At 66.8% G+C, this 22,668-nt stretch carries 22 protein-coding genes and 1 tRNA gene; 14 read left to right on the top strand and 9 right to left on the bottom strand.

Features of this window, described 5'->3' with window-relative positions; all coding sequences use genetic code 11:
• Positions 1 to 57: 57 nt before the first annotated feature.
• Together IFT58_RS02415 and IFT58_RS02410 are read right to left on the bottom strand one after the other, a co-directional pair.
• Positions 58 to 537, bottom strand: a complete 480-nt coding sequence (locus tag IFT58_RS02415; protein WP_192093915.1) for a peroxiredoxin — start codon at positions 535 to 537, stop codon at positions 58 to 60.
• 112 nt (positions 538 to 649) lie between these two features.
• Positions 650 to 1,210, bottom strand: a complete 561-nt coding sequence (locus tag IFT58_RS02410; protein ID WP_223202868.1) for a glycine cleavage system protein R — start codon at positions 1,208 to 1,210, stop codon at positions 650 to 652.
• A gap of 165 nt (positions 1,211 to 1,375) precedes the next feature.
• On the opposite strand from IFT58_RS02410, the gene dapA reads away from it, so the two are divergent.
• Positions 1,376 to 2,266: a 4-hydroxy-tetrahydrodipicolinate synthase gene (gene dapA / locus IFT58_RS02405; RefSeq protein ID WP_192093801.1), complete on the top strand. Its 891-nt coding sequence runs from the start codon at positions 1,376 to 1,378 to the stop codon at positions 2,264 to 2,266.
• A 28-nt stretch (positions 2,267 to 2,294) separates the two neighbouring features.
• A complete protein-coding gene (locus IFT58_RS02400; protein ID WP_192080564.1) occupies positions 2,295 to 2,843 on the top strand; it encodes a hypothetical protein in 549 nt (182 codons plus the stop codon).
• Positions 2,844 to 3,192: 349 nt separating this feature from the next.
• Here IFT58_RS02400 and fdxA read toward each other — a convergent pair whose 3' ends face one another.
• Positions 3,193 to 3,516 (bottom strand): ferredoxin FdxA, encoded by a 324-nt coding sequence (fdxA, locus tag IFT58_RS02395; protein ID WP_188324386.1) that lies wholly within the window; start codon positions 3,514 to 3,516, stop codon positions 3,193 to 3,195.
• A 393-nt stretch (positions 3,517 to 3,909) separates the two neighbouring features.
• Here fdxA and xylB point away from each other — a divergent pair, with 393 nt between their 5' ends.
• Genes xylB through IFT58_RS02380 form a run of 3 tightly spaced genes read left to right on the top strand, consistent with a single transcriptional unit; the run spans position 3,910 to position 8,258 of the window.
• Entirely contained in the window at positions 3,910 to 5,439 is a 1,530-nt protein-coding gene (gene xylB, locus IFT58_RS02390; RefSeq protein WP_342029524.1) for a xylulokinase, read from the top strand.
• A 21-nt stretch (positions 5,440 to 5,460) separates the two neighbouring features.
• A complete protein-coding gene (gene xylA, locus IFT58_RS02385) occupies positions 5,461 to 6,801 on the top strand; it encodes a xylose isomerase (RefSeq protein WP_192080568.1) in 1,341 nt (446 codons plus the stop codon).
• A gap of 32 nt (positions 6,802 to 6,833) precedes the next feature.
• Positions 6,834 to 8,258: a sugar porter family MFS transporter gene (locus tag IFT58_RS02380; protein ID WP_192080570.1), complete on the top strand. Its 1,425-nt coding sequence runs from the start codon at positions 6,834 to 6,836 to the stop codon at positions 8,256 to 8,258.
• A gap of 199 nt (positions 8,259 to 8,457) precedes the next feature.
• On the opposite strand, the gene IFT58_RS02375 is transcribed toward IFT58_RS02380, so the two are convergent.
• Positions 8,458 to 8,532: transfer RNA gene (locus tag IFT58_RS02375), tRNA-Glu, on the bottom strand.
• A gap of 53 nt (positions 8,533 to 8,585) precedes the next feature.
• Between IFT58_RS02375 and pcnB the strand changes: the two genes are divergently transcribed.
• Genes pcnB through panC form a run of 4 tightly spaced genes read left to right on the top strand, consistent with a single transcriptional unit; the run spans position 8,586 to position 12,142 of the window.
• Positions 8,586 to 9,965 carry a polynucleotide adenylyltransferase PcnB gene (gene pcnB / locus IFT58_RS02370; protein ID WP_192093913.1) on the top strand — a complete coding sequence of 460 codons (1,380 nt, stop codon included), beginning with the start codon at positions 8,586 to 8,588 and terminating at the stop codon, positions 9,963 to 9,965.
• Positions 9,966 to 9,970: 5 nt separating this feature from the next.
• On the top strand, positions 9,971 to 10,459 hold the full coding sequence (gene folK, locus IFT58_RS02365; RefSeq protein WP_192093800.1) for a 2-amino-4-hydroxy-6-hydroxymethyldihydropteridine diphosphokinase: 489 nt from the start codon (positions 9,971 to 9,973) through the stop codon (positions 10,457 to 10,459).
• Positions 10,460 to 10,490: 31 nt separating this feature from the next.
• Positions 10,491 to 11,306, top strand: coding sequence for a 3-methyl-2-oxobutanoate hydroxymethyltransferase (panB, locus tag IFT58_RS02360; protein ID WP_192093799.1), 816 nt, complete (start codon positions 10,491 to 10,493; stop codon positions 11,304 to 11,306).
• Positions 11,303 to 12,142 (top strand): pantoate--beta-alanine ligase, encoded by an 840-nt coding sequence (panC, locus tag IFT58_RS02355; RefSeq protein WP_192080578.1) that lies wholly within the window; start codon positions 11,303 to 11,305, stop codon positions 12,140 to 12,142. The genes panB and panC overlap by 4 nt, the downstream gene beginning before the upstream one ends.
• Positions 12,143 to 12,211: 69 nt before the next feature.
• Here panC and IFT58_RS02350 read toward each other — a convergent pair whose 3' ends face one another.
• Positions 12,212 to 12,841: a hypothetical protein gene (locus tag IFT58_RS02350; RefSeq protein WP_192093798.1), complete on the bottom strand. Its 630-nt coding sequence runs from the start codon at positions 12,839 to 12,841 to the stop codon at positions 12,212 to 12,214.
• A 202-nt stretch (positions 12,842 to 13,043) separates the two neighbouring features.
• Here IFT58_RS02350 and panD point away from each other — a divergent pair, with 202 nt between their 5' ends.
• Together panD and pgi are read left to right on the top strand one after the other, a co-directional pair.
• Positions 13,044 to 13,424 carry an aspartate 1-decarboxylase gene (gene panD, locus IFT58_RS02345; RefSeq protein WP_182337771.1) on the top strand — a complete coding sequence of 127 codons (381 nt, stop codon included), beginning with the start codon at positions 13,044 to 13,046 and terminating at the stop codon, positions 13,422 to 13,424.
• Complete coding sequence (gene pgi / locus IFT58_RS02340; protein WP_192093797.1) at positions 13,421 to 14,929, top strand: glucose-6-phosphate isomerase; 1,509 nt, start codon at positions 13,421 to 13,423, stop codon at positions 14,927 to 14,929. The genes panD and pgi overlap by 4 nt, the downstream gene beginning before the upstream one ends.
• 98 nt (positions 14,930 to 15,027) lie before the next feature.
• On the opposite strand, the gene IFT58_RS02335 is transcribed toward pgi, so the two are convergent.
• Together IFT58_RS02335 and IFT58_RS02330 are read right to left on the bottom strand one after the other, a co-directional pair.
• Positions 15,028 to 15,612, bottom strand: coding sequence for a response regulator transcription factor (locus IFT58_RS02335; RefSeq protein WP_192080584.1), 585 nt, complete (start codon positions 15,610 to 15,612; stop codon positions 15,028 to 15,030).
• Complete coding sequence (locus tag IFT58_RS02330) at positions 15,609 to 16,838, bottom strand: ATP-binding protein (RefSeq protein ID WP_192093796.1); 1,230 nt, start codon at positions 16,836 to 16,838, stop codon at positions 15,609 to 15,611. The genes IFT58_RS02335 and IFT58_RS02330 overlap by 4 nt, the downstream gene beginning before the upstream one ends.
• Positions 16,839 to 16,952: 114 nt before the next feature.
• Here IFT58_RS02330 and ispG point away from each other — a divergent pair, with 114 nt between their 5' ends.
• The 3 genes from ispG (at position 16,953) to IFT58_RS02315 (ending at position 19,771) form a co-directional block, all read left to right on the top strand.
• Positions 16,953 to 18,218, top strand: a complete 1,266-nt coding sequence (gene ispG, locus IFT58_RS02325) for a flavodoxin-dependent (E)-4-hydroxy-3-methylbut-2-enyl-diphosphate synthase (RefSeq protein ID WP_192093795.1) — start codon at positions 16,953 to 16,955, stop codon at positions 18,216 to 18,218.
• Positions 18,199 to 18,939 (top strand): phosphatase PAP2 family protein, encoded by a 741-nt coding sequence (locus tag IFT58_RS02320; RefSeq protein ID WP_192080590.1) that lies wholly within the window; start codon positions 18,199 to 18,201, stop codon positions 18,937 to 18,939. Before ispG ends, IFT58_RS02320 begins: the two co-directional genes overlap by 20 nt.
• Positions 18,940 to 19,123: 184 nt before the next feature.
• Positions 19,124 to 19,771, top strand: coding sequence for a response regulator (locus tag IFT58_RS02315; RefSeq protein WP_188324372.1), 648 nt, complete (start codon positions 19,124 to 19,126; stop codon positions 19,769 to 19,771).
• Between the two features lie 87 nt (positions 19,772 to 19,858).
• Here IFT58_RS02315 and eda read toward each other — a convergent pair whose 3' ends face one another.
• Both eda and edd read right to left on the bottom strand, forming a co-directional pair.
• Positions 19,859 to 20,518, bottom strand: a complete 660-nt coding sequence (gene eda / locus IFT58_RS02310; RefSeq protein WP_192093794.1) for a bifunctional 4-hydroxy-2-oxoglutarate aldolase/2-dehydro-3-deoxy-phosphogluconate aldolase — start codon at positions 20,516 to 20,518, stop codon at positions 19,859 to 19,861.
• A gap of 192 nt (positions 20,519 to 20,710) precedes the next feature.
• Positions 20,711 to 22,627, bottom strand: a complete 1,917-nt coding sequence (gene edd, locus IFT58_RS02305) for a phosphogluconate dehydratase (protein ID WP_188324370.1) — start codon at positions 22,625 to 22,627, stop codon at positions 20,711 to 20,713.
• Between the last annotated feature and the right edge of the window lie 41 nt (positions 22,628 to 22,668).

The following is a 22,668-nucleotide window of genomic DNA, read 5'->3' as shown; positions in this document are numbered from 1 at the left end:
GAAAAATCACCACAGCCTGCAGGGCAGGGTGGTGACGGACGAAGTAGGCGATGGGAGTCACTGTGCTTGGGCGGCCTTCAGCGCGTCGAGAACGGCATCGGCATGGCCGGCTACCTTCAGCTTGCGCCACGACTGCACGATGCGGCCTTCCGGCGAGATCAGGAACGTGCTGCGTTCGATGCCGCGCACCTGCTTGCCGTACATGTTCTTCAGCTTGATCACATCGAACGCAGCGCACAGCGCCTCATCCGTGTCGCTGATCAGTGGGAAATGAAACCCCTGCTTTGCGCAGAACGTGTCGTGTGACTTCACGGAATCCCGGGACACGCCGAGCACGCGGGCGCCGAGCTGTTCGAACTGCGGCAGCCGCGCGTTGAAATCGATCCCTTCGGTGGTGCAGCCGGGCGTGCTGTCCTTCGGGTAGAAGTAAAGCACCAGCCACGAGCCGGAAAAATCGGCGAGGGTGGCGTGATCGCCGCCGGACAGCGCCAGCGGCAGGGAGAGGGTGGTGCGGTCCAGGGTGTCGCCGTTGTCCATATGTTCCTTGTGCCGAACCGGGTTCTGGCCAATCCACTGCATGCCACTACACCTGCACGCTGCTACAGCTTCATGAAACATCGCGCGCCCGTGACGAACGCGCGAAAAACCGTCAGAACTTCATCGGGTCCATGATCGCATCCAGGTTCAGATGGTCGCAGAACTCCAGGAAGTCATCGCGCAGCGCGGCGATGTGCATGGCAGCGGGCACGCCGACGGTGACCTGCGCGCTGAACATTTCCGCGCCGGTCTGCATGGCCCGGTAACGGGTGCTCTGCAGGTTTTCGATGGTGATGCCCTGGCGGTCGAAGAAATCGGCCAGCTGGAACAGGATGCCGGGCTTGTCGGCGGCGATCACTTCCACGATGTAGGGCAACAGGTTGGACTGTGCGCCTTTCGCTTCGGTGCGGTACCAGACCAGCTTCAAGCCTTCTTCGCGCTCCAGCCGCGTCAGCATGGCTTCCAGCTTGGCGACCGAATCCCACGAGCCGGTGGCCAGCGCGGTGACCGATACATCGCGGCCCACGGTGGACAGGCGGGCGTCGACCAGGTTGCAGCCGCTATCTGCGATGCGGCGGGTGACAGGCAGCAGGGGGGACTCCGGATGCGTCGTATAGGCGTTGATCAGGAGGTGGTTTTCGCTCGGCGAAGGGCGCGGGGTGGTGTCGGTCAAGGCGATTCCGGGGTAATGCGTGCGTGAGTCTGAATGCCCGCAACGGGCGGGGATTCACCGGTGACCAGCATACTTGCCCGCGCTTTCGCGCCGCAAGTAACATGCAGGGCGCATCGGAGCTTTCCGGCCCCGCCGCGTCTCCCCTACAGCCAAGAGCAGCACGCCTTGTCCCTTTCCGGTCTCATCACCGCGCTGGCGACCCCGTTCCGGGCCGACGGTTCCCTCGATATCGATGGTTGGCAGCGTCTGCTGCGCCTTCAGCTGAAAGGAGGCGTGCACGGCGTTGTCGTGGCAGGTTCCACCGGCGAAGCCTCCACCCTGTCCGACGACGAGTACGACCAGCTACTGGCCAGCGCGGTCGCGCAGGTCGCCGGTCGGCTGCCGGTATTGGCCGGTACCGGCCTGTCGGGCACTGCCAGGACGATCGTCCAGACCCGGCGCGCGGCGGCGGCCGGCGCTACCCACGCGCTGGTCGTCACCCCCCCCTACGTGCGCCCCACCCAGGCCGGCCTGATCGCGCATTACCGCGCGGTGGCGGACCAGGGCGGGCTGCCGGTCGTCCTGTACAACGTGCCGGGCCGCACCGGCTGCGACATGCTGCCGGTCACGGTGGCCGAGCTGGCCCAGCACCCGAACATCGTCGGCATCAAGGAAGCGGTGGGCGAGGCCGGCCGCGTGCAGGCCCTGCTGGCGCTGCGTGCGCCGGGCTTCGTGGTGCTCAGTGGCGATGACGGGACCGCGTCGCGTTCCATCCAGGCCGGCATGGAGGGGTTGATCTCGGTGGGGTCCAACGCCTTGCCGGGCGCCTATCGCCGCCTGTGTGACCTTGCCGCCGCGCATGACCCCGCCGCCGACAGCTGGGACGCGCGACTGCAGCCGTTCCATGATTTCTGCGGTGTTGAATCCAACCCGATCCCGGTGAAGGCGCTGCTGCGCCGGATCGGCATCGGACACGACCTGCGCCTGCCGCTGCTGCCCCTGTCGGCAGCGCACCAGCCCGCTGCCGAGCAACTGGCCGGTGATATCGCCGCGCTTGAAGCCCTTTCCAGCCACTGATCCCCACGTGGCGTCCCAGGAGATTCCCATGCGTCAATCCACTACCACCTTCCGCGTGCTGTCCATCGCGTTCCTTGCCCTCGGCACCGTCGTGGCGACCACCGGTTGCTTCAAGAAGGGCGCGAAGGGCGATTACGCCCTGGCCCCGGAAATGCGTCCGCTGGAAGTGCCGCCGGATCTGACGGCACCGGCCGGTGCGACCGCCGCAGGTGCATCCGCTGGCACCAGTTCCGCGCTGGCCTCGCAGGCCAACCGTCCGGCGGCGCCCGCCGTTGCCGGTCAGGCGCCTGCCGCCCCGGCCAACAGCGCGTCCGGCTTCAACGTCAGCACCGCCAAGGATGCCGCGTTTGGCGCCGTCGGCACCGCGCTGGAGGGTACCGAGGGCGCGCAGATCGTCACCCGTGCCCAGCTGTTGGGTTCCTACGACGTCGCCTTCGAAGGCAGCAACTTCCTGGTGCGCGTGGTGGCCGTGAACGGCGGTTCGTACATTTCCGCTGTTGACCCGCGTGGCCTGCCGGCCACCGGCGACGCACCGGTGAAGCTGATCGCTGCACTCAAGGCGAAGCTGGCCCCGTAAGCCACGTCGACCGACCCTGTCCACGCCGGGCACGCCGGGCGTGGATGGGCTGATGGCGGCCTGGAGGTGGCTGGGTGCGTTGGGTCGGTTTGGGTTTGGTTGGGCTGGGGTGGGGTGGTAGAGCCGACTTCAGTCGGCTGCACTTCCCTTCAGCCGACTGAAGTCGGCTCTACCAGTCGGCCCCGTCCGTAGGCCCCACCGGTCGGCCCCACACGTAGGCCCCACACGTAGGCCCCATCGGTAGGCCCCACCCATAGGCCCATCCATAGACCCCGCCTGTCGGCTCCACCCGCCGGGTATTACGAAAAAGGGCGCCCTCGGCGCCCTTTTTTTTCGCATCGCGCTTGTCTCAGCGCTCCAGCAGCTTCAGCTTGTCCGGCTTGCCGTCCCACTCTTCTGCATCGGCCGGCGGATCCTTGCGCACGGTCAAGACCGGCCAGTCCTTTGCCAGTTCGGCATTCAGGCTGACGAACACTTCCTGGCCGGCGGGCACGTCGTCTTCGGGGAAAATCGCGTTGACCGGGCATTCCGGCTCACACAGGGTGCAGTCGATGCACTCGTCCGGATCGATCACCAGGAAGTTGGGGCCTTCGTGGAAGCAATCCACGGGACACACTTCCACGCAATCGGTGTGTTTGCACTTGATGCAGTTTTCGGTGACGACAAAAGGCATAGGGGGAGAGGCAGATCCGTCTTCAAGCCCGCAATTCTAGAACAGGTTGGGCGTGGGTGCTGGTCGAACGGATAAACCCCTTCGCGGCCACGGCACAGCGGCGCGTCGTGGTGGTCGGGCGGAGGGGCTTGGCAGGACACGCCGCAAGTACGTCCCTGTAGGCTGCATCGCCGCATCCATGCGGCTCAGCGTCCTGCCAACCCCCTCCGCCCGACCCTCTGGCAGAGTGCGGGCGCGGTGGGTGGCCGCGACGAAAAAAGAAAGAAAAAAGAAGAGCAGGGCAGGGCACTGCGCGGCCCGGCGCGGCCCGTGCTTTTGCCGCAGTGCACATTGCCAATCCGAAAACAGCGGGCAACACTCGATGTCTAGCGGTGGACATTTTCGGAGGTGGGGGTGCGGGAGCAAGGCGGCGAGACAGCAGGACCCATCTTTCTGGGTATCGATGCGGGGACGCAGAGCCTGAAGGTGCTGGCTTACGACTCTGCCCTTCGGCAGGTGGTGGCCCAGCAGGCACGTGAACTGGGACTGGTCAGTGCCGACGACGGCACCCGCGAGCAGGACGCAGGTGAGTGGATCCGTTGCCTGCAGGCCTGCGTGTTGGCGCTGCCCGCGGACATCCGGTCGCGGGTACGCGGCTTGGCCGTATCGGGCCAGCAGCATGGCTTCGTGCCCGTGGCTGCCGATGACAGCGTGCTCGGTCCGGTGAAGCTCTGGTGCGACACCAGCACCACCGCCGAATGTGACGGCATCACGGGGGCGATGGGCGGTGAAGCGGCGTGTATTGCGGCCGCCGGCAATCCGCTGCGCGTGGGCTATACGGCCTCGAAGCTTCCCTGGACCCGGCAGCATCGTCCGGAGGTCTATGCCGCGCTGGATGGCATCCTGCTGCCACACGACTACCTCAACCTGTGGCTCACCGGCGAGCGGTTCATGGAGTGCGGCGATGCCTCGGGTACCGGCTGGCTGGACGTGCGCTCGCGCACCTGGTCTGCCCCGTTGCTGGCGGCCACGGATGGCACGCGGGACCTGCGCGCGCTGTTGCCGCCGCTGGTCGCGCCTGATGCCACGTTTGCCTTGCAGTCGGCCACCGCACAAGCGCTGGGCCTGCCCGCCGATGTGCGCGTGGCGGTCGGTGGTGGCGACAACATGATGGCGGCGATCGGTACCGGCGCGGTGCGCGAAGGCCGCCTGAGCATGAGCCTGGGGACATCCGGCACGCTGTTTGCCTGGCGCGGCAGCCCGGCGATCGACCCGCAGGGACGCTGGGCCGCCTTCTGCGCGTCCGATGGCGGCTGGTTGCCGCTGATCTGCACCATGAACTGCACCGTGGCCACCAACCAGGTCGCGCAGTTGCTGGGGCTGCACCGTGGCGACGGCGAGCAGTTGATGGCGGCCAGCCAGCCCGGTGCCGGTGGCCTGGTGCTGCTGCCGTTCTTCAACGGTGAGCGCAGCCCGGACCTGCCGCTGGCCAAGGGCGCCCTGCATGGCATGGACCTGCACAACCTGACCGCGGCGAATCTCTACCGCGCTGCGATGGAGGGCGCCAGCTTCAGCCTGCGCCTGGGCTACGACGCGCTGTGCGAGGCCGGGCTGCAGGGCGAGCGGATCGTGCTCACCGGCGGCGGCGCCAACAGTGCCGAGTGGCGTCAGTTGATCGCCGATCTTTTCCAGTTGCCGGTGGAGGTGCCGCTGCAGACCGAGGGCGCGGCCTTCGGTGCGGCGCTGCAGGCGCTGTGGGCCTGCGACGGTGCAGGGCATGAAGGCCACGCACTGCAGGACATCGTCGACGCGCACGTGGTCTTCGATCCCCGGCTGTCCGCCCGGCCGGACCCCGCACGCGGTGCGCTGTATGCGCGTGCGTACCAACGTTTTGCCCACCATCTGCAGGAACTGTTGCCGCTGTACCGGCAGCGCCTGCCCTGATTCCCCCAAAGGATGTCGACCATGAGTGCTTCGTTCCACGTTGGCCAACGCGAGTTCTTCCCGGGTATCGGCCGGATTCCCTTCGAGGGACGTGATTCCGACAATCCGCTGGCCTTCAAGGTGTATGACGCAGGCAAGCAGATCGGTGGCCGCAGCATGGCCGAACACCTGCGCTTCGCCGTTGCGTATTGGCACAGCTTCTGCGGGGCAGGGCACGATCCCTTCGGCCCGGGTACGCGGGCGTATCCGTGGGACCAGGGGGCCACGCCGCTGGCGCGTGCCGAATCCAAGGCCGACGCGGCCTTCGAGTTTTTCACCAAGCTGGGCGTGCCGTACTACTGCTTCCACGACGTCGATCTTGCGCCGGATGCCGATGACATCGGCGAGTACCGGGACAATCTGGCGCACATGGTCGAGGTGGCACGCGAGCGGCAGGACAAGACCGGCATCAAGCTGCTGTGGGGCACGGCCAACCTGTTCTCGCATCCGCGCTACATGAACGGTGCGGCGACCAACCCGGACTTCAGTGTGGTGGCGCGCGGCGCGGTGCAGGTACGTGCGGCGCTGGATGCCACGGTCGCGCTGGGTGGCAGCAATTACGTGTTCTGGGGCGGCCGCGAGGGCTATTCGTGCCTGCTCAACACCGACATGAAGCGCGAACAGGCGCATCTTGCGCGGTTTTTGACAGCGGCCCGCGATTACGGGCGCAGTATCGGCTTCACGGGCACCTTCCTGATCGAACCCAAGCCGATGGAGCCGATGCACCACCAGTACGATTTCGACAGCGCCACCGTGGTCGGCTTCCTGCGCGCGCATGGCCTGGACAAGGACTTCAAGCTCAACATCGAAGCCAACCATGCCACCTTGTCCGGGCACACCTTCGCGCACGATCTGCAGGTGGCCTCTGACGCGGGACTGCTGGGCAGCATCGACGCCAACCGCGGCAACCCGCAGAACGGCTGGGACACCGATCAGTTCCCCACCGACATGTATGACGCGGTGGGGGCGATGCTGGTGGTACTGCGGCAGGGCGGATTTGCCGATGGCGGCCTGAACTTCGATGCAAAGGTACGTCGCGAATCAACAGATCCGCAGGACCTGTTCATGGCCCACATCGGCGGCATGGACGCGTTTGCCCGCGGCCTGGAGGTCGCCCATGCACTGCTCACGGCATCGCCGCTGGAGCAGTGGCGCAGCGAGCGCTATGCCAGCTTCGACCAGGGCCCCGGTGCCGCGTTTGCCCAGGGGCAGCTGACCCTGCAGGACCTGTGTGCCCATGCACAGCAGGCCGGCGAGCCGCGCCAGCGTAGCGGACGGCAGGAAGCGTATGAGAATCTGCTCAACCAGTACCTGCTGCGCTGAGCAGCGGGCGTCCACCGCAACCGGATAAACCCATGTCCACAGCGATACCTGCATCCGTCGGCACGCGCGGAGAGAACACGGCTTTCATCGTGCTGATCAGCTGCGTGGCCACCATTGGCGGCTTCCTGTTCGGCTTCGACAGTGGCGTCATCAACGGCACCGTCGATGGCCTACGCACCGCGTTCAATTCCAGCGAAGCGGCGCTGGGCTTCGAGGTGGCCTCGATGCTGCTGGGCTGCGCCATCGGTGCATTCCTGGCCGGGCGGCTGGGGGACCGGCTGGGCCGGCGCGGGGTGTTGATCATCTCCGCGGTGCTGTTCCTGCTGTCCGCGCTGGGAGCTGGCGCCGCGCATGCGTCGTGGCTGTTCGTCACGGCGCGCGTGGTGGGGGGCTTTGCCGTCGGTGCCGCCAGCGTGATGGCCCCGGCCTACATCGCCGAGGTCGCCTCGGCGCGCTATCGCGGCAAGCTGGCAACGGTGCAGCAGATCGCGATCATCAGCGGGCTGTTCGCTGCGTTCCTCAGCAACTATCTGCTGGCCCGCGCGGCGGGTGCCTCCACCGAAGCCTTGTGGCTGGGGCAGGAGGCGTGGCGGTGGATGTTCTGGATGCAGGCCATCCCGTCGTTGCTGTTCCTCGCGCTGCTGCTGGTGATTCCCGAAAGTCCGCGCTTCCTGGTGGTGAAGGGACGGCGCGAGCAGGCGGCTGCCGTGTTGACGCGGCTGTACGGAGCAGCCGAGGCGCAGGCCAAGCTGGGCGAGATCGAAGCCAGCCTGTCGCAGGACCAGCACACACCGTCCTTTGCGGATCTGAAGGATCAGGGCACCGGCAAGCTGCGCCGTATCGTATGGGTGGGTATCGGCCTGGCCGTGTTGCAGCAGTTGGTCGGTATCAACGTGGTGTTCTATTACGGCGCGGTGCTGTGGCAGGCGGTCGGCTTCTCGGAAAGCGATGCATTGCTGATCAACGTGCTGTCCGGTGCCCTGAGCATCGGGGCGTGCCTGGTCACCGTGCTGCTGATCGACCGCATCGGCCGCAAGCCATTGCTGTGGATCGGCTCGGTGGGCATGGCCGTGTCCCTGGCGCTCATGGTGGTGGCGTTCTCCAGCGGCAGCCTGGTCGACGGCAAACTGCAGTTGTCCGATGGCATGGGCCGTCTGGCGCTGGTGGCCGCCAATGTCTACGTGGTGTTCTTCAACATGTCCTGGGGCCCGGTGATGTGGGTGATGCTGGGGGAGATGTTCCCCAACCAGATCCGGGGCTCGGCGCTGGCCGTGGCGGGCGCGGCACAGTGGACATCGAACTTCGCGATCACCGTGAGCTTTCCGGTGCTGCTGACCGGGATCGGGCTGGCCGGCGCGTACGGCATCTACACAGTGGCCGCGTTCCTCTCCATCTTCTTCGTGCTGCGCTACGTGCGCGAAACGAAGGGCAAGGAGCTGGAGCAGATGGAGGGCTGAGGTGCGGTCGGCCGAGGGTCGACCGTTTCCTGCGGCGGCGGGATGTAGTGCGTGGTGCAGCCGGCTGAAGCCGGCTCTACCGGGTGGAACAGCAGCCGGCTGAAGCCGGCTCTACCGCCGGCTCTACCAGGTGCAATAGCAGGGGCTGGACGCAGAAAAGCCCGCTTTTGGCGGGCTTTTTGCTTCCTGCTGCAGTGACTGGTGCTCCCTAGGGGACTCGAACCCCTGTTTTAGCCTTGAGAGGGCCACGTCCTAACCATTAGACGAAGGGAGCGTTTGAAGTGTCACTGCCGGGGCAGGCGCGCTAGTATATGCATCTCGATGCCATTGGGCAATCCCGAAACTTCAACCGGAAGCGCCAACATCATTTCCTCCGTGACAACTCCGATAAGCCTGCGCGTTATCCCGCGCGACCAGCACACCATCTCCCGCAAGGACATCAGCCCGAACGCACTGCGCGTGCTGTACCGCCTGCGTGATGCCGGCTTCGGCGCCTACCTGGTAGGCGGTGCCGTGCGTGACCTGCTGGTCAATGGCCATCCCAAAGATTTCGACGTGGCCACCGACGCCACGCCCGAGCAGGTCAAGCAGCAGTTCCGCAACTGCCGCCTGATCGGCCGCCGTTTCCGCCTGGCCCATGTAGTGTTCGGCCGCGAGATCATCGAAGTGGCCACCTTCCGCGCCAATCTCGATGATGGCAGCGGTGACCGCGAGATGGACAACGGCATGCTGGTGCGCGACAACGTGTACGGCTCCATCGAAGAGGATGCGATCCGCCGCGATTTCACCTGCAATGCGTTGTATTACGCGGTCGAGGATTTCTCGGTGCGCGACTACACCGGTGGCTTTGAAGACGTGCAGGCGCGCCTGATGAAGCTGATCGGCGACCCGGAGCAGCGCTATCGCGAAGATCCGGTGCGCATGCTGCGCGCGATCCGCCTGGCGGCCAAGCTCGGTTTCCAGATCGAAGAAAAGACCGCCGCGCCCATTCCGCAGCTGGCGAACCTGCTGAACGAAGCCGCGCCGGCACGCCTGTTCGAGGAAGTGCTGAAGCTGTTCCTGTCCGGCCACGGCGTGGCCAGCTTCGAGGGACTCGAGCGCTACGGCTTGTTCGACGTGCTGTTCCCGGAAAGCGGCAAGGCCCTGCGCTCCAACCGCAGTGGCGCGCTGCGCCGCATGTTGATCGAAGGTCTGGCCAACACCGACCTGCGCGTGGCCAATGATGAGCCGGTGTCGCCGTCGTTCCTGTTCGCGCTGCTGCTGTGGCCGGCGTTCTGCCGTGCCCAGGCCAGCCTGCTCAAGCAGGGCGTGGCTGAAGAAGAGGCGCAGCGCCGCGCGGCTGATCGGGTGACCCTGCACCAGCTGACCACCGTGGCGCTGCCGCGCCGGTTCTCCCTGCCGATGCAGGAGATCTGGTTGCTGCAGGCACGCTTCGGATCGCGCCAGCGCAAGCGGGTGTTCCGCACCCTGACCCACCCGCGCTTCCGCGCCGCCTTCGATTTCCTGATCCTGCGCCAGGTGGCGTCCAGCGAGCACGCTGCCGACGTGTCGTTCTGGCGCGAGGCACAGCAGCAGTCCGGCCGCGAGCTGGAGACCACGCTGGACGATATCCACGAGCAGGACGACGCCAGCGAAGAGGACGCGCCGCGCAAGCGTCGTCGTCGCCGTCGTCGTCCGGAAGGTGCCGCCTCCGCGCCGGCGGAATAAGCCGCATGGTCGAGGCCTGGATCGGGCTCGGGGCCAACCTCGGCGACGCCGAGGGAAGCGTGCGCGGTGCATTGCGCGCGCTCGATGGCCTGGCGGACACGACGCTCCTGCGGGCATCCTCGCTGTACGCCACCCCTGCGTGGGGCAACGAGGATCAACCGCCCTTCGTCAACGCGGTGGCCTGCGTGCAGACCACGCTGCCGCCGCTGGCCCTGCTGCACGCCCTGCTGGCGCTGGAGCAGCAGTTCGGCCGGGTGCGCGATCCGTCCCTGCACTGGGGGCCGCGCATGCTGGACCTGGATATCCTGCTGTATGCCGACCAAGTGATCGATCTGGCCGAGCTGACGGTGCCGCATCCCTTCCTGCACCAGCGTGCGTTCGTCCTGGTGCCACTGGCGGAAGTGGCCCCCGGGCTTGTGCTTCCCGGTCATGGTCGCGTGCAGGATGCAGTGATGCAGGTGGACCCCTGCGGGATTTCCCGGTTAGAGGGATAATGGGCGCGTTATCACCCCCGGTTATTTCCTGATGAGCACGCACGCAGACAGCAAGCCCTGGACCGTCCCGGCGCTGGCGGAGGCCAAGCGCAACGGCCAGAAGCTGGTCATGTTGACCGCCTATGACGCAGGGTTCGCCCGCGCCTTCGATGCCAACGGGGTCGACATCGTCCTGATTGGCGATTCACTGGGCATGGTGGTGCAGGGCCATGATTCCACGCTGCCGGTGACCGTTGCCGACATGATCTACCACACCCGTGTGGTGGCCCGCGTACTGGAACGCGCGCTGCTGGTGGCGGATCTGCCCTTTGGTGCGGACGCTACGCCCGAGCGCGCGTTCGACGCATCGCTGCAGCTGCTGCAGGCCGGCGCGGAAATGGTCAAGATCGAAGGCGCCGGCTTCAAGCTGGACATCATCCGCCATCTGGTGGAGCGCGAGATTCCGGTCTGTTCGCACCTTGGGCTGACCCCGCAGTCAGTACTGCGGCTGGGTGGCTATCGCGTGCAGGGTCGTGGTGATGCCGCGCGGCAGCTGGTGGAAGATGCCAAGGCCGTGGTCGAGGCAGGGGCCAGCATGATCGTGCTGGAATGCCTGCCCACCCCCGTTGCCGCCGCAGTAACCGCCGCGGTGTCCGTGCCCACCATCGGCATCGGCGCCGGCCCGCAGTGCGATGGCCAGGTGCTGGTGATGCATGACCTTCTCGGCCTGGACAGTGGCCACCGCCGGCCCAAGTTCGTCAAGGATTTCCTTGCCGAAGGCGGTTCGGTTGCCGGTGCTGTCCGTGCCTACGCCGACGCCGTGCGCGACGGCACTTTCCCCGACGCTGAGCACGCCTACGCATCATGATCGAGACCGTCACCGAACTTGCCCAGCTGCGCGCCATCGTCAGCGGCTGGAAGCGCGAGGGGCTGCGCGTTGCGCTGGTGCCCACCATGGGCAACCTGCATGCGGGCCATTATTCGCTGGTCGCGCTGGCGCGGCAGTACGCCGACCGCGTGGTGTCCAGCGTGTTCGTCAACCCGACGCAGTTCGGCCCGAACGAGGATTTCACCCGCTACCCGCGCACCCCCGAGGCCGACACCAGTGGCCTGGAAGACGCTGGCTGCGACGTGCTGTGGTTGCCGACCGTCGAATCGATGTACCCGTTCGGCGTCGAGCTGGCGGCCAATGTCAGCGTACCCGGCATCAGTGGCCTGCTTGAAGGGGCGCACCGCCCTGGCCATTTCGATGGCGTGTGCACGGTCGTATCGCGCCTGTTCAACCAGGTCCAGCCCGACGTGGCCGCGTTCGGCAAAAAGGATTACCAGCAGTTGGCGGTGATCCGGCAGATGGTGGCCGACCTGGCATTTCCCATCCAGATCGTCGGCGGCGACATCGTGCGCGAAGACGATGGCCTGGCCATGAGTTCGCGCAACCAGTACCTCGATGCGACGCAACGCCCGGCCGCGACCACCATCCACCGGGTGCTGACGGGGATGCGCGAGGGCTACATCAGCGGGCATGCGCGCGAGCGCATCGAGGCCGATGCAGCAGACGCGCTGCAGGCGGCAGGCTTCCAGGTGGACTATGCCGCACTGCGCACGCCGGACCTGATTGAACCGCCGCATGAGGGCGGCCCGCGCGTGGCCCTGATCGCTGCCCGGCTGGGCAGCACGCGCCTGATCGACAACCTGGAATTCTGAGGCGCCAGGCGCTGCCGGGGTCCGGACCCCGGCAGCGCCGGAAGGGTGCTGAGGCGACGGCGTCGTGGGTCAGCGCAGCAGTGCCAAGGTCGCCGGTCCCGCTTCGGGCGCGGAGGGACCAGGGACTCGCGAAGAGCTGTAGCGAAACGAGTCGCAGCGCACCGAGCCGCATTTTTCTTTCTTTCCGAACAGTCGTTTCAGCGGCCCGAACACGCCTTTCTTGGGCCGCTTGGGGGCCAGCTCAGGCGTTTGCCGGATGCTGTGCTGCCTGCTGGACGGCGGCGGATACGGCAAGCTGTCTTCGCCCTGCAGCAGGATGACGGGATACAGGCGGGGAGAGTCGTCTGACAGCGGCAGCGCCGGGTACAGCGACGGCGGCTGAGCCACCTGCGCGGCCATCATGCCGGGGCCGGTAACGGTGACCTGCTGGATCGGAAGGGCCCGTGCGTCGACCGGCGCCTGCCCCTGTGCCTGCAGCCGCTTCAGTGCCTCCACCATCTCTTTCAGCGTCATTTCCAGCGTCTCCGGCATGGTCCACGTAACCTGCGGCGGCGGCTGCTGCTGCGGGGGAAGTGCGGTGCTGAGATCCGGCATCGAGCGCGCCAGATTGCGCACTTCGTGGGGCGCAGGCCGGTATTTCACCGGCGGCTCGCCCCCCGAAAACAATCCGAATATGCGCTCGAAACTGCGCGCGGGCATGGGGGTTATCTTCATGAGGACAGGTTCCGGGAAGGTCGCTCATGGTGAGGCTCCACTTACGGTGAGAACTTGCGAAAATCTTGCCTGCCCTGGACGTCTCTGCTGTCCAGTCTGAACCGTCAAGCGATGCACCCGGTCCTGCCCTGTCGCCAATCCCCCAGGTGATAGAATCCAGTCTTTCCTTTATCGCGTTGCCTGTGCCATGCATCTGTCCCTGCTGAAGACCAAGATCCACCGCGCCACCGTCACCCATTCGGAGCTGAACTACGAAGGGTCGATCGCGATCGACGACAACCTGTTGGCTGCCACCGGCATCCGCGAGTTCGAACAGGTGCATATCTGGGACGTCACCAACGGCGCCCGTTTCAGCACCTACGCCATCCGTGCCGAAGCCGGTAGCGGAGTGGTGTCGCTCAACGGCGGCGCGGCGCGCCACGTGCAGGTCGGCGACATCATCATCATCGCCGCGTTCGCCAGCATGACCGAGCAGGAAGCAGACAGCTTCCGGCCGAAGCTGGTATATGTGGATGGCAACAACCAGATCTCCCACACCAACGACAGCATCCCGACCCAGGCCGCATGACCACACACAACGGACTCGACGCGCTTCACTCCCATGCCCAGCGCCTGCGTGGCGCGCGCATCCCGGATCTGCTCACCGCCGAACCCGGCCGTGTCACCGATCTGGCGCTGCGGGTCGGTCCGTTGTATGTCAACTTCGCGCGGCAGAAGTACGATGCCGCTGCGTTGCAGGCGTTGCTGGCGCTGGCCGCCGAACGCGACGTGGGCGGTGCGATCACACGCCTGTTCCGTGGCGAGCAGGTCAACCTGACCGAAGGCCGCGCCGCGCTGCATACCGCGCTGCGTGGCGATGTGGTGGATGCGCCGGTCGCCGCCGACGCGTTCGCTACGGCACGCCAGGTCCGGCAGCAGATGGGCGAGCTGGTGCGCGCGCTGGAAACCAGTGGCGTCACCGACGTCGTCAGCGTCGGCATCGGCGGTTCGGACCTCGGTCCGCGGCTGGTGGCCGATGCCCTGCGCCCGGTTGATGGCAGCCGGCTGCGCGTGCATTTCGTGTCCAACGTGGATGGCGCGGCCATGCAGCGCACGCTGGCTACGCTGGATCCGACGCGCACCGCCGGCATCCTGATCTCCAAGACCTTCGGCACCCAGGAGACCCTGCTCAACGGGCAGATCCTGCACGACTGGCTGGGCGGCAGCGAACGTCTGTATGCGGTCAGCGCCAATCCCGAACGTGCAGCGAAGGCGTTCGACATCGCATCCAGCCGCTTGCTGCCGATGTGGGACTGGGTGGGTGGCCGGTATTCGCTGTGGTCGGCCGTTGGTTTCCCCATCGCGCTGGCCATTGGCTTTGAACGTTTCGAGCAGTTGCTGGACGGCGCCTCGCAGATGGACGCGCACGCACTGGACGCGCCGCTCGAGCGCAACCTGCCGGTTCTGCACGCGCTGACCGATATCTGGAACCGCAACCTGCTGGGCTATGCCACGCATGCGGTGATGACCTACGACCAGCGCCTGGCATTGCTGCCGGCTTACCTGCAGCAGCTGGTGATGGAAAGCCTGGGCAAGCGCGTGCAGCGCGATGGGCAGCCGGTGGCCAGCGATACTGTGCCGGTATGGTGGGGCGGAGCGGGCACCGATGTGCAGCACAGCTTCTTCCAGGCGCTGCACCAGGGCACCAGTGTGATTCCGGCCGATTTCATCGGCTGCGTGCGCAGCGATGATCCGTACACGGTCAACCATCAGGCGCTGCTCGCCAATCTGCTGGCGCAGACCGAGGCCCTGGCCAATGGCCAGTCCAGCGATGACCCGCATCGGGATTACCCGGGCGGTCGTCCGAGCACCATGATCCTGTTGGATGCGCTGACGCCGCAGGCGCTGGGCGCACTGATCGCGATGTACGAACACGCGGTGTATGTGCAGTCGGTGATCTGGAACATCAACGCGTTCGACCAGTTCGGCGTGGAGCTGGGCAAGCAGTTGGCAGGCCAGTTGCTGCCAGCGCTGCAGGGCGAGGCAGTGGAGATCACCGATCCCATGACGCGCGAGATCCTGCGGTTGTTGTAACGCGGGTTCATGAACCCGTGGGGTATCGCGGGGGGGCGGGATTCCGCCGAGCATGGCTCGGCGCTACCAGATGCATCGCGCGGGCCGGCAGTCCGCCGTCAGCGTGAGGGTTCCGGGCTCGGGCGTTTGGCCAGCTTGCGCTGCAACGAACGCCGGTGCATGCCGAGCAGGCGCGCGGCGGCCGATACGTTGCCGCCGGTTTCATGCATCGCCTGCTGGATGTGCTCCCACTGCAGCCGGCTGATCGGCGTCATCGCATCAGGCAGGTCCAGCTCGCCATCGTCGGCCGGGCCGTCATCTTCTTCCCCCAGCGCGCGCAGGATCATCGGCACCGTGGCCGGCTTGGGCAGGTAGTCATCGGCGCCCAGCTTGATGGCCTCGACGGCCGTGGCGATGCTTGCATACCCGGTGACCAGCAGGATGCGCATGTCTTCGCGCAGGGCACGCAGGGGCTGGATCAGCGCCAGCCCGGACTCGCTGCCCAGCTTCAGGTCGATCAGCGCGAACGCGGGCGGCTGCTGGCGGGCGAGCAACAGGGCACTTGCCGAGTCCTGCGCGGTGCGCGTTTCCAGGCCTTTGCGGGCCAGGCTGCGCTGCAGCGTGCGCAGGTACAGTTCGTCATCGTCGACCAGCAGGCCATCGCCATGCAGGCCTGCGGCGGAAGAGGGCAGGGCAGTGTTCATGGGGTTTCCTCGCGGGGGACCAGCGGAATACGGAAGCCGACGCGGCTGCCTGCGCCATGCGCAGGGCGCATCCACATTTCGCCATGCAGGCGTTCGATGGTGGCGTGGGACAGGGCCAGGCCGACGCCCATGCCCTCGCTCTTGCTCGAGCTGAACAGAGTGGCGGGCAGAACGGCCTGGCGCGCATCGAAGCCGTGGCCGAAGTCACGGACTTCGCCCACCAGGTCGTCGCCCTCGATGCGCAGCGACAGCTCGACTTCCGCGCGTCCGGCGTTTTCACCGGCCTCGGCGGCGTTGTTCAGCAGCACCATCAGCAGGTGGCCCACGCCGGCATCCAGCGGCAGGGTAAGCGGGGCATCCGCGTTGCGGCTGAGGATGATGGTCGGCCGTACCAGCCGCCATTGCTCCAGCACCTGCAGCGCGGTGGCCGGTCCTCGCCCGGGCACATCCGGCGATGCCGGCGCGGCCAGGGCCAGTACCCGCTCGCGACACTGCACCAGCAGTTCGCGCAGGGTTTCCACGTCGTCGCGCACCTCGGCGCTTTCGTTCTGCTCGGCGATATCGTCGGCCAGCAGCGTCATCGTCGCCAGCGGGGTGTTCAGCTCATGCGCCACCGATGCGGCATGGGTGGCCAGCGCGACGATGCCCTCGTTGCGGGCGAAGCGTTCGCGCAGCAGTGACAGCTCGTGTTCGCGCTGGCGCAGGGCAACCGCCAGCCGCGTGGAGAACGCCAGCACCACCGTCACCGAGATCAGGAAGTTGGCCACCACGCCCCACTGCTGCAGGTCTTTCGGAGCGAAGTAGCCGCCGGCGGGCAGCGGCAGGCCTAACGCGGCGCTCAGCGAGTAGCCGATAAGGCACGACGCGGCCACCGCCAGCGTCCAGCGCACCGGCAGGGCCAGCGCCGCCAGCGCGATCAGGATGAGGAACAGCGAGCCGAAGGGATTGCTGATGCCGCCGCTCCAGCCGACCATCCAGGTCAGTACGGTGACATCCACCAGGATATGGCCGAAGGCGGTCACCGGCGCGGTATCGGTGCCGTGCACGCGCAGCTGCGCGTACGTATTGAACAGGGCCAGCACCAGCACGCCGGCCCACAGGGGCACCTGCGGCAGCGGCAGGCCCAGCACCCAGGTGGCCACCAGGATGGTCGCCGCCTGGCCGGCGGTAGCCAGCCAGCGCAGGCTGCACAGGGTCTGCAGGAACGGGGCGTCGGGAGAGGTCATGGGCGCTCATCGTATGCGCTCCCCGTGTGTCCTGCCTGCGACAATCGGCCGCAGACCGCACCGGCACTGAATGGGAGTCACCCGGCGGTCGCGCGGCAGCGCTAGAATATTCCGATGCATGACGCCGTCTCCCGCCCCACACCTCCTGCCGAGCCCACCGCCTGGCCGCGCCGCCTGACCCAACCTGTCCGCATCGGCGGGGTGGTCGTGGGCGGTGGCAAGCCCGTGGTGGTGCAGTCGATGACCAACACCGATACCGCCGACGTGGCGTCCAGCGTCAAGCAGGTCGCCGAACTGTGGCGCGCTGGATCGGAAATGGTCCGGTTGACGGTCAACAACGCCGAATCGGCTGCCGCGATCCCGCGCATCGTCGAGAAGCTGGCGATGATGGGCATCGAGGTGCCGCTGATCGGCGATTTCCATTACAACGGCCATCAGCTGCTCACCGCCGAGCCGGCCTGCGCCGAAGCGTTGGCCAAGTACCGCATCAATCCCGGCAACGTGGGCTTCGGCAAGAAGAAAGACCTGCAGTTCGCGCAGTTGATCGAGTTCGCCATCCGCTACGACAAGCCGGTGCGCATCGGCGCGAACTGGGGCTCGCTGGACCAGTCGCTGGCCGCCAGGCTGATGGATGAAAATACCCAGCGCGCCCAGCCGTGGGATGCCGGGCGGGTGCTGCGCGAGGCGCTGATCCGGTCGGCACTGGATTCGGCGGAAACCGCCGTCGACCTGGGCCTCCCGCGCGACCGCATCGTGCTGTCGGCCAAGGTCAGTGGCGTACAGGAACTGATCGCCGTGTATCGCGACCTGGCGCAGCGGTCCGATTTCGCCCTGCACCTCGGCCTGACCGAAGCAGGCATCGGCAGCAAGGGCATCGTCGCCTCGGCAGCCGCGCTGGCGGTGCTGATGCAGGAAGGTATCGGTGACACCATCCGGATATCGCTGACGCCCGAACCGGGCCATTCGCGTACGCAGGAAGTGATCGTCGCCCAGGAACTGTTGCAGACCACGGGCCAGCGCGCGTTCACGCCGCTGGTCACCGCCTGCCCCGGTTGTGGCCGCACCACGTCGGAGTTCTTCCAGGAGCTGGCCAAGGTCGTGCAGAACCACGTACGCGAGCGCATGCCGCTGTGGAAGATCGAGCACCCCGGCGCAGAGAACATGACCTTGGCGGTGATGGGCTGCATCGTCAACGGCCCGGGTGAGTCGCGGCACGCCAACATCGGCATCTCGCTGCCGGGAACCGGGGAAGCGCCGTCGGCGCCGGTATTTGTCGATGGCGAGAAGTCGGTCACCCTGCGCGGCGAGAACATCGCCCAGGAGTTCGTCGCCCTGATCGATGACTACGTCGAGCGAAACTATGTCCGAAGTGCCGGATAACCTCGTCGGACCGGACGGCCAGGAAGAGGCGGCAGGGGTTCGTCACTGGCTGTCGCGCAACGCGTGGCGCTTCCTGCTGCTGTTCGCCGGCGTGCTGGTGCCGCTGGCGGTGTTCGTTGCGTTGGCCGATGAAGTGCATGAGTTCGAATCCTTCCACTTCGACGCCCCGCTGCTGATGCGCATGCACGGCTGGCATGGCCCGGCGCTTGACCAGTTCGTCGTGGTGGTCACGCGGCTGGGCTATGAGTGGTTCCTGATCCCGGCCGACGTGGTCATCGTGGCGGCCCTGCTGCTGCGTCGGCACTGGCGTGAGGCCAGCTTCGCGGCGATCGCGTTCGTCGGATCGGCCCTGCTCAACATGGGCAGCAAGCAGTTCTTCCAGCGCGATCGGCCAAGCCTATGGGAGTCCATCGCGCCAGAGTCCACGTACAGCTTCCCCAGCGGTCATGCGATGGGCTCGATGACCTTCGCCTGCGTGGTCGTGCTGCTTGCGTGGAACACGCGCTGGCGTGTGCCGGTGCTGATCGGTGCGCCTCTGTTCGCGGTGCTGGTCAGCATCTCGCGGATCTATCTGGGCGTGCATTACCCCTCCGACATCCTGGCCGGCTGGTGTGCGGCGCTGGTGTGGGTCGTGGGCTGCTATCTGGTGATGTTCCGCCAGCGGCGTCCGTGGGGTCCCCGGCGTGGGCCGCTCGCCCGGGCTGACGTGAACAAACCGTAAAGATGCGCCTCCTATAGGCTATATTGATCGGACAAGCAGGTTCACGGCGAGCGATACAGGGTCAGACACGGGTGTTATGTGATTCTGGCCGCAGTTCGGCAGCGACCGTCGGGAACTACGCTTGTGGGGCGTCTGCGCGGTACCTACCGTGGAAGACGGCAGCGGTGGTGAAAGGGGAACATGCATGACGATTCGTATCTATCTGGTGGATGACCACGCACTGGTCCGTACCGGAATGAAGATGATTTTGTCCGGTGAGACCGATATCGAGGTCATCGGCGAGGCGGAGTGTGGCGAGGATGCGCTGCGCGAAATCCGCCAGCTGAAGCCGGACGTCGTGCTGTGCGACCTGCACCTGCCGGGCGTCAGTGGCCTGGAAGTCACCGAGCGCATCGTGCGCGGGCAGGAGGCCACCCGCGTGGTCATCGTGTCCGTGCTGGAAGATGGCCCCATGCCCAAGCGGTTGCTGGAGGCCGGTGCGTCCGGCTACATCAGCAAAGGCTGCAACGCGCAGGAGCTGCTGCGCGCGGTCCGCGAGGCATCGCAGGGACGGCGCTACCTGGGCAGCAACATCGCGCAGAACCTGGCGTTGTCCACGGTGGAGGGCAGTGCCTCGCCGTTCGACAGCCTGTCGCCGCGCGAGCTGGAAGTGGCCCTGTTGTTGACCCAGGGGCTGCGCCAGGAAGACATCGCGCGCCGGCTCAGCCTGAGCGCGAAGACCATCAATACGCACAAGGCACGCCTGTTCGAGAAGATGGGTATCCACGACAACATCGCGCTGGCGCGCATGGCCAGCCAGTACGGCCTGGTGGACCCCGCCCGCCCGATGTGATCAGGGCGGGTAGCGGTACGTGTGATGGGTGACGACCGTTGATCGTCACCCTGTCGTCCCCGCCGAGCATGGCCCGGCGCTACCGCTTCAGTGACCGCGCACCCGGGCGACGATCTTCGCCGCGCCCGCCGCTGCGTCGCGCACCTTGTCCCACGCGCCGTCGGCGATCCACTTGCCCGGCACCATCCACGACCCGCCGATGCAGAGCACGTTCTTCTGCTCGAGGTACTCTGCGGCACTGTCTTCGGTGATGCCGCCGGTCGGGCACAGCTTCAGGTCCGGCACCGGCCCGGCCAGTCCCTTGATCATCGCCAGCCCGCCCACGGCGGTGGCCGGGAACAGCTTGCATACCCGGAACCCCCGCGCGTACAAGGCCAGCAGTTCGGTCGGCGAGGCCGCACCCGGCACGACCGGCAGCGGTGCCGCGGCCAACGCGTCGGCCATGTGCGCCGGCGTACCCGGCGTCACCAGGAAATCCGCACCCGCATCGATGGACTGCTGCATCTGCTCCACCGTCAGCACGGTGCCTGCACCCACCACCACGCCCGGCAGTTCGCGCTTCAACATTGCCAGCGCGTCCATCGCCACCGGCGTGCGCAGGGTCAGCTCGATGGCCGGCAGGCCGCCTTCCAGCAACGCCGCACTGACCGCTCGCGCCTGATCCAGCGTATGCACGGTCACTACCGGCAGGATGCCCGCTGCACGCAACAATTCCGCCGCCCGTACCTGATGCTCTGCGATACCCATGCTCTGTTTTTCCCTTGTTTTTCTATCTGCAGCGCAGAAGCGCCGATGAACTGTCAGCAGGGCTGCGGGGAGCCCTGGCCAGGACCGTTGAGCGCCCGGATGGCGCGAAACGAGCCCCCATGGATGGGTTCACGGCGGGTCCTGGTCAGGGCTTCCCGCAGCCCCGGATCGACCAAGCCCGCCGCATGATGCTCAGGCGTCCTTCGACTCGTGCGGTGCCGCCGCCGCTGCGGCGTCATGCCCCAGTTCGTATTCTGCGTCGTAATCCCACGCACTGCCGTCAGAGGCTGCTGGCCCGCAGGAAATCGAAATCGCACCCTGGTCGGCCGGACCCACTACCAGACGATTGATCGCGAACAGGTTGCGGCCCAGATCATTGGCAGCCGGCGCCGTGTTCGGTGCCTGCTCGCGCGCTGCCCACTCGGCCGCATCGATCAGCACTTCCAGCGTGCCCGCTTCACCATCCAGGCGGATGATGTCGCCCTCGCGTACCTTGCCCAGCGGACCGCCACGTGCGGCCTCCGGCGTCACGTGGATCGCCGCCGGAATCTTGCCCGACGCCCCGGACAGGCGACCATCGGTGACCAACGCCACGCGGCGGCCCTGGTTCTGCAGCAGGCCCAGCAGCGGCGCCAGCGAATGCAGCTCGGGCATGCCGTTCGCACGCGGGCCCTGGTAGCGCACCACCGCCACGAAATCCTGCGGCAGCAGGCCAGCGGCATGCAGCTTGTTCAGCACCTGCGGCGCATCGACCACCACGGCAGGCGCTTCGATGGTGCGGTACTGCGGCTTCACTGCAGACAGCTTGATCAGGGAACGGCCGAGGTTGCCGCGCAGCAGGCGCAGGCCGCCCTGGCTTTCGAACGGATTGTCGACGCCGCGCGCGACGTCCTCGTCCGCGCTGCGGATGATGCCGTCCACCCATACCACCTGGCCGTCCTGCAGGCGCGGCTCGCGTGCGTAGTCGGCCATGCCGCCGCGGGCGACGGTGACGATGTCGCCGTGCATCAGCCCGGCGCGGATCAGTTCACCGAACACGAAGGCCGGTCCGCCGGCAGCGGCGAAGCGGTTCACATCGGCTTCGCCATTGGGATAGACGCGGGTCAGCAGCGGGATCAGCTGCGACAGCTCGTCCATGTCGTCCCAGGTCACCACGATGCCGGCGGCACGTGCCACCGCGATCCAGTGGATGGTGTGGTTGGTCGAGCCACCAGTGGCCATCAGCGCCACGATGGCGTTGATGATCGCGCGCTCGTCGATGATCCGGCCGATCGGGCGGTAATCATCGCCCAGCGCGGTCATGTCCAGCGCGCGCACGGTGGCTTCGCGGGTCAGCGCGCCGCGCAGGGTCTGTTCCGGATTGACGAACGAGGCACCCGGCAGCTGCACGCCCATGGCTTCCAGCAGCACCTGGTTGGAATTGGCCGTGCCGTAGAACGTGCACGTACCGGCGCCGTGGTACGACGCGGCCTCCACCTCCAGCAGCTCCTCGCGGGTCGCTTCGCCGGCGGCGTAGCGCTCACGCACTTCCGCTTTCTGCTTGTTCGGGATGCCGGGGGTCATCGGTCCGGCCGGCACGAACACCGACGGCAGATGGCCGAAGGCGAGCGCGCCGATCAGCAGGCCAGGTACGATCTTGTCGCACACGCCAAGGTAGATCGCCGCGTCGAACATGTCGTGGCTGAGGCCGATCGCGGTGGACTGGGCGATCACATCACGCGAGAACAGTGACAGCTCCATGCCGCCACGGCCCTGGGTCACGCCGTCGCACATCGCCGGCACGCCGCCGGCCACCTGGGCGGTCGCCCCCAGCTCACGTGCGATCTGCCGGATCTGCTCCGGGTAGCTCTCGAACGGCTGGTGGGCCGACAGCATGTCGTTGTACGAGGTGATGATGCCCAGGTTCGGCGTCACACCGCCACGCAGGCGGCTCTTGTCGGTACCGCCACAGGCGGCGAAACCGTGGGCAAGGTTGCCGCAGCTCAAGCGGCTGCGGAACGGACCATCGCGAAGGGCGGCATCGATCCCGGCCAGGTAAGCGGCGCGCGAGGCGGCGCTGCGGCGGACGATGCGCTCGGTGATGGCGTGCAGTTGCGGATGCAGACTCATTGGCTACCAGCGTTGGAAGGTGGCGAGAGGGGGAAAGCGAT

Origin of the sequence: Stenotrophomonas sp. CFBP 13718, assembly GCF_014842145.1 — a bacterium.
Lineage (GTDB): Bacteria > Pseudomonadota > Gammaproteobacteria > Xanthomonadales > Xanthomonadaceae > Stenotrophomonas.
This window is presented reverse-complemented; position numbering and strand designations above follow the sequence as displayed.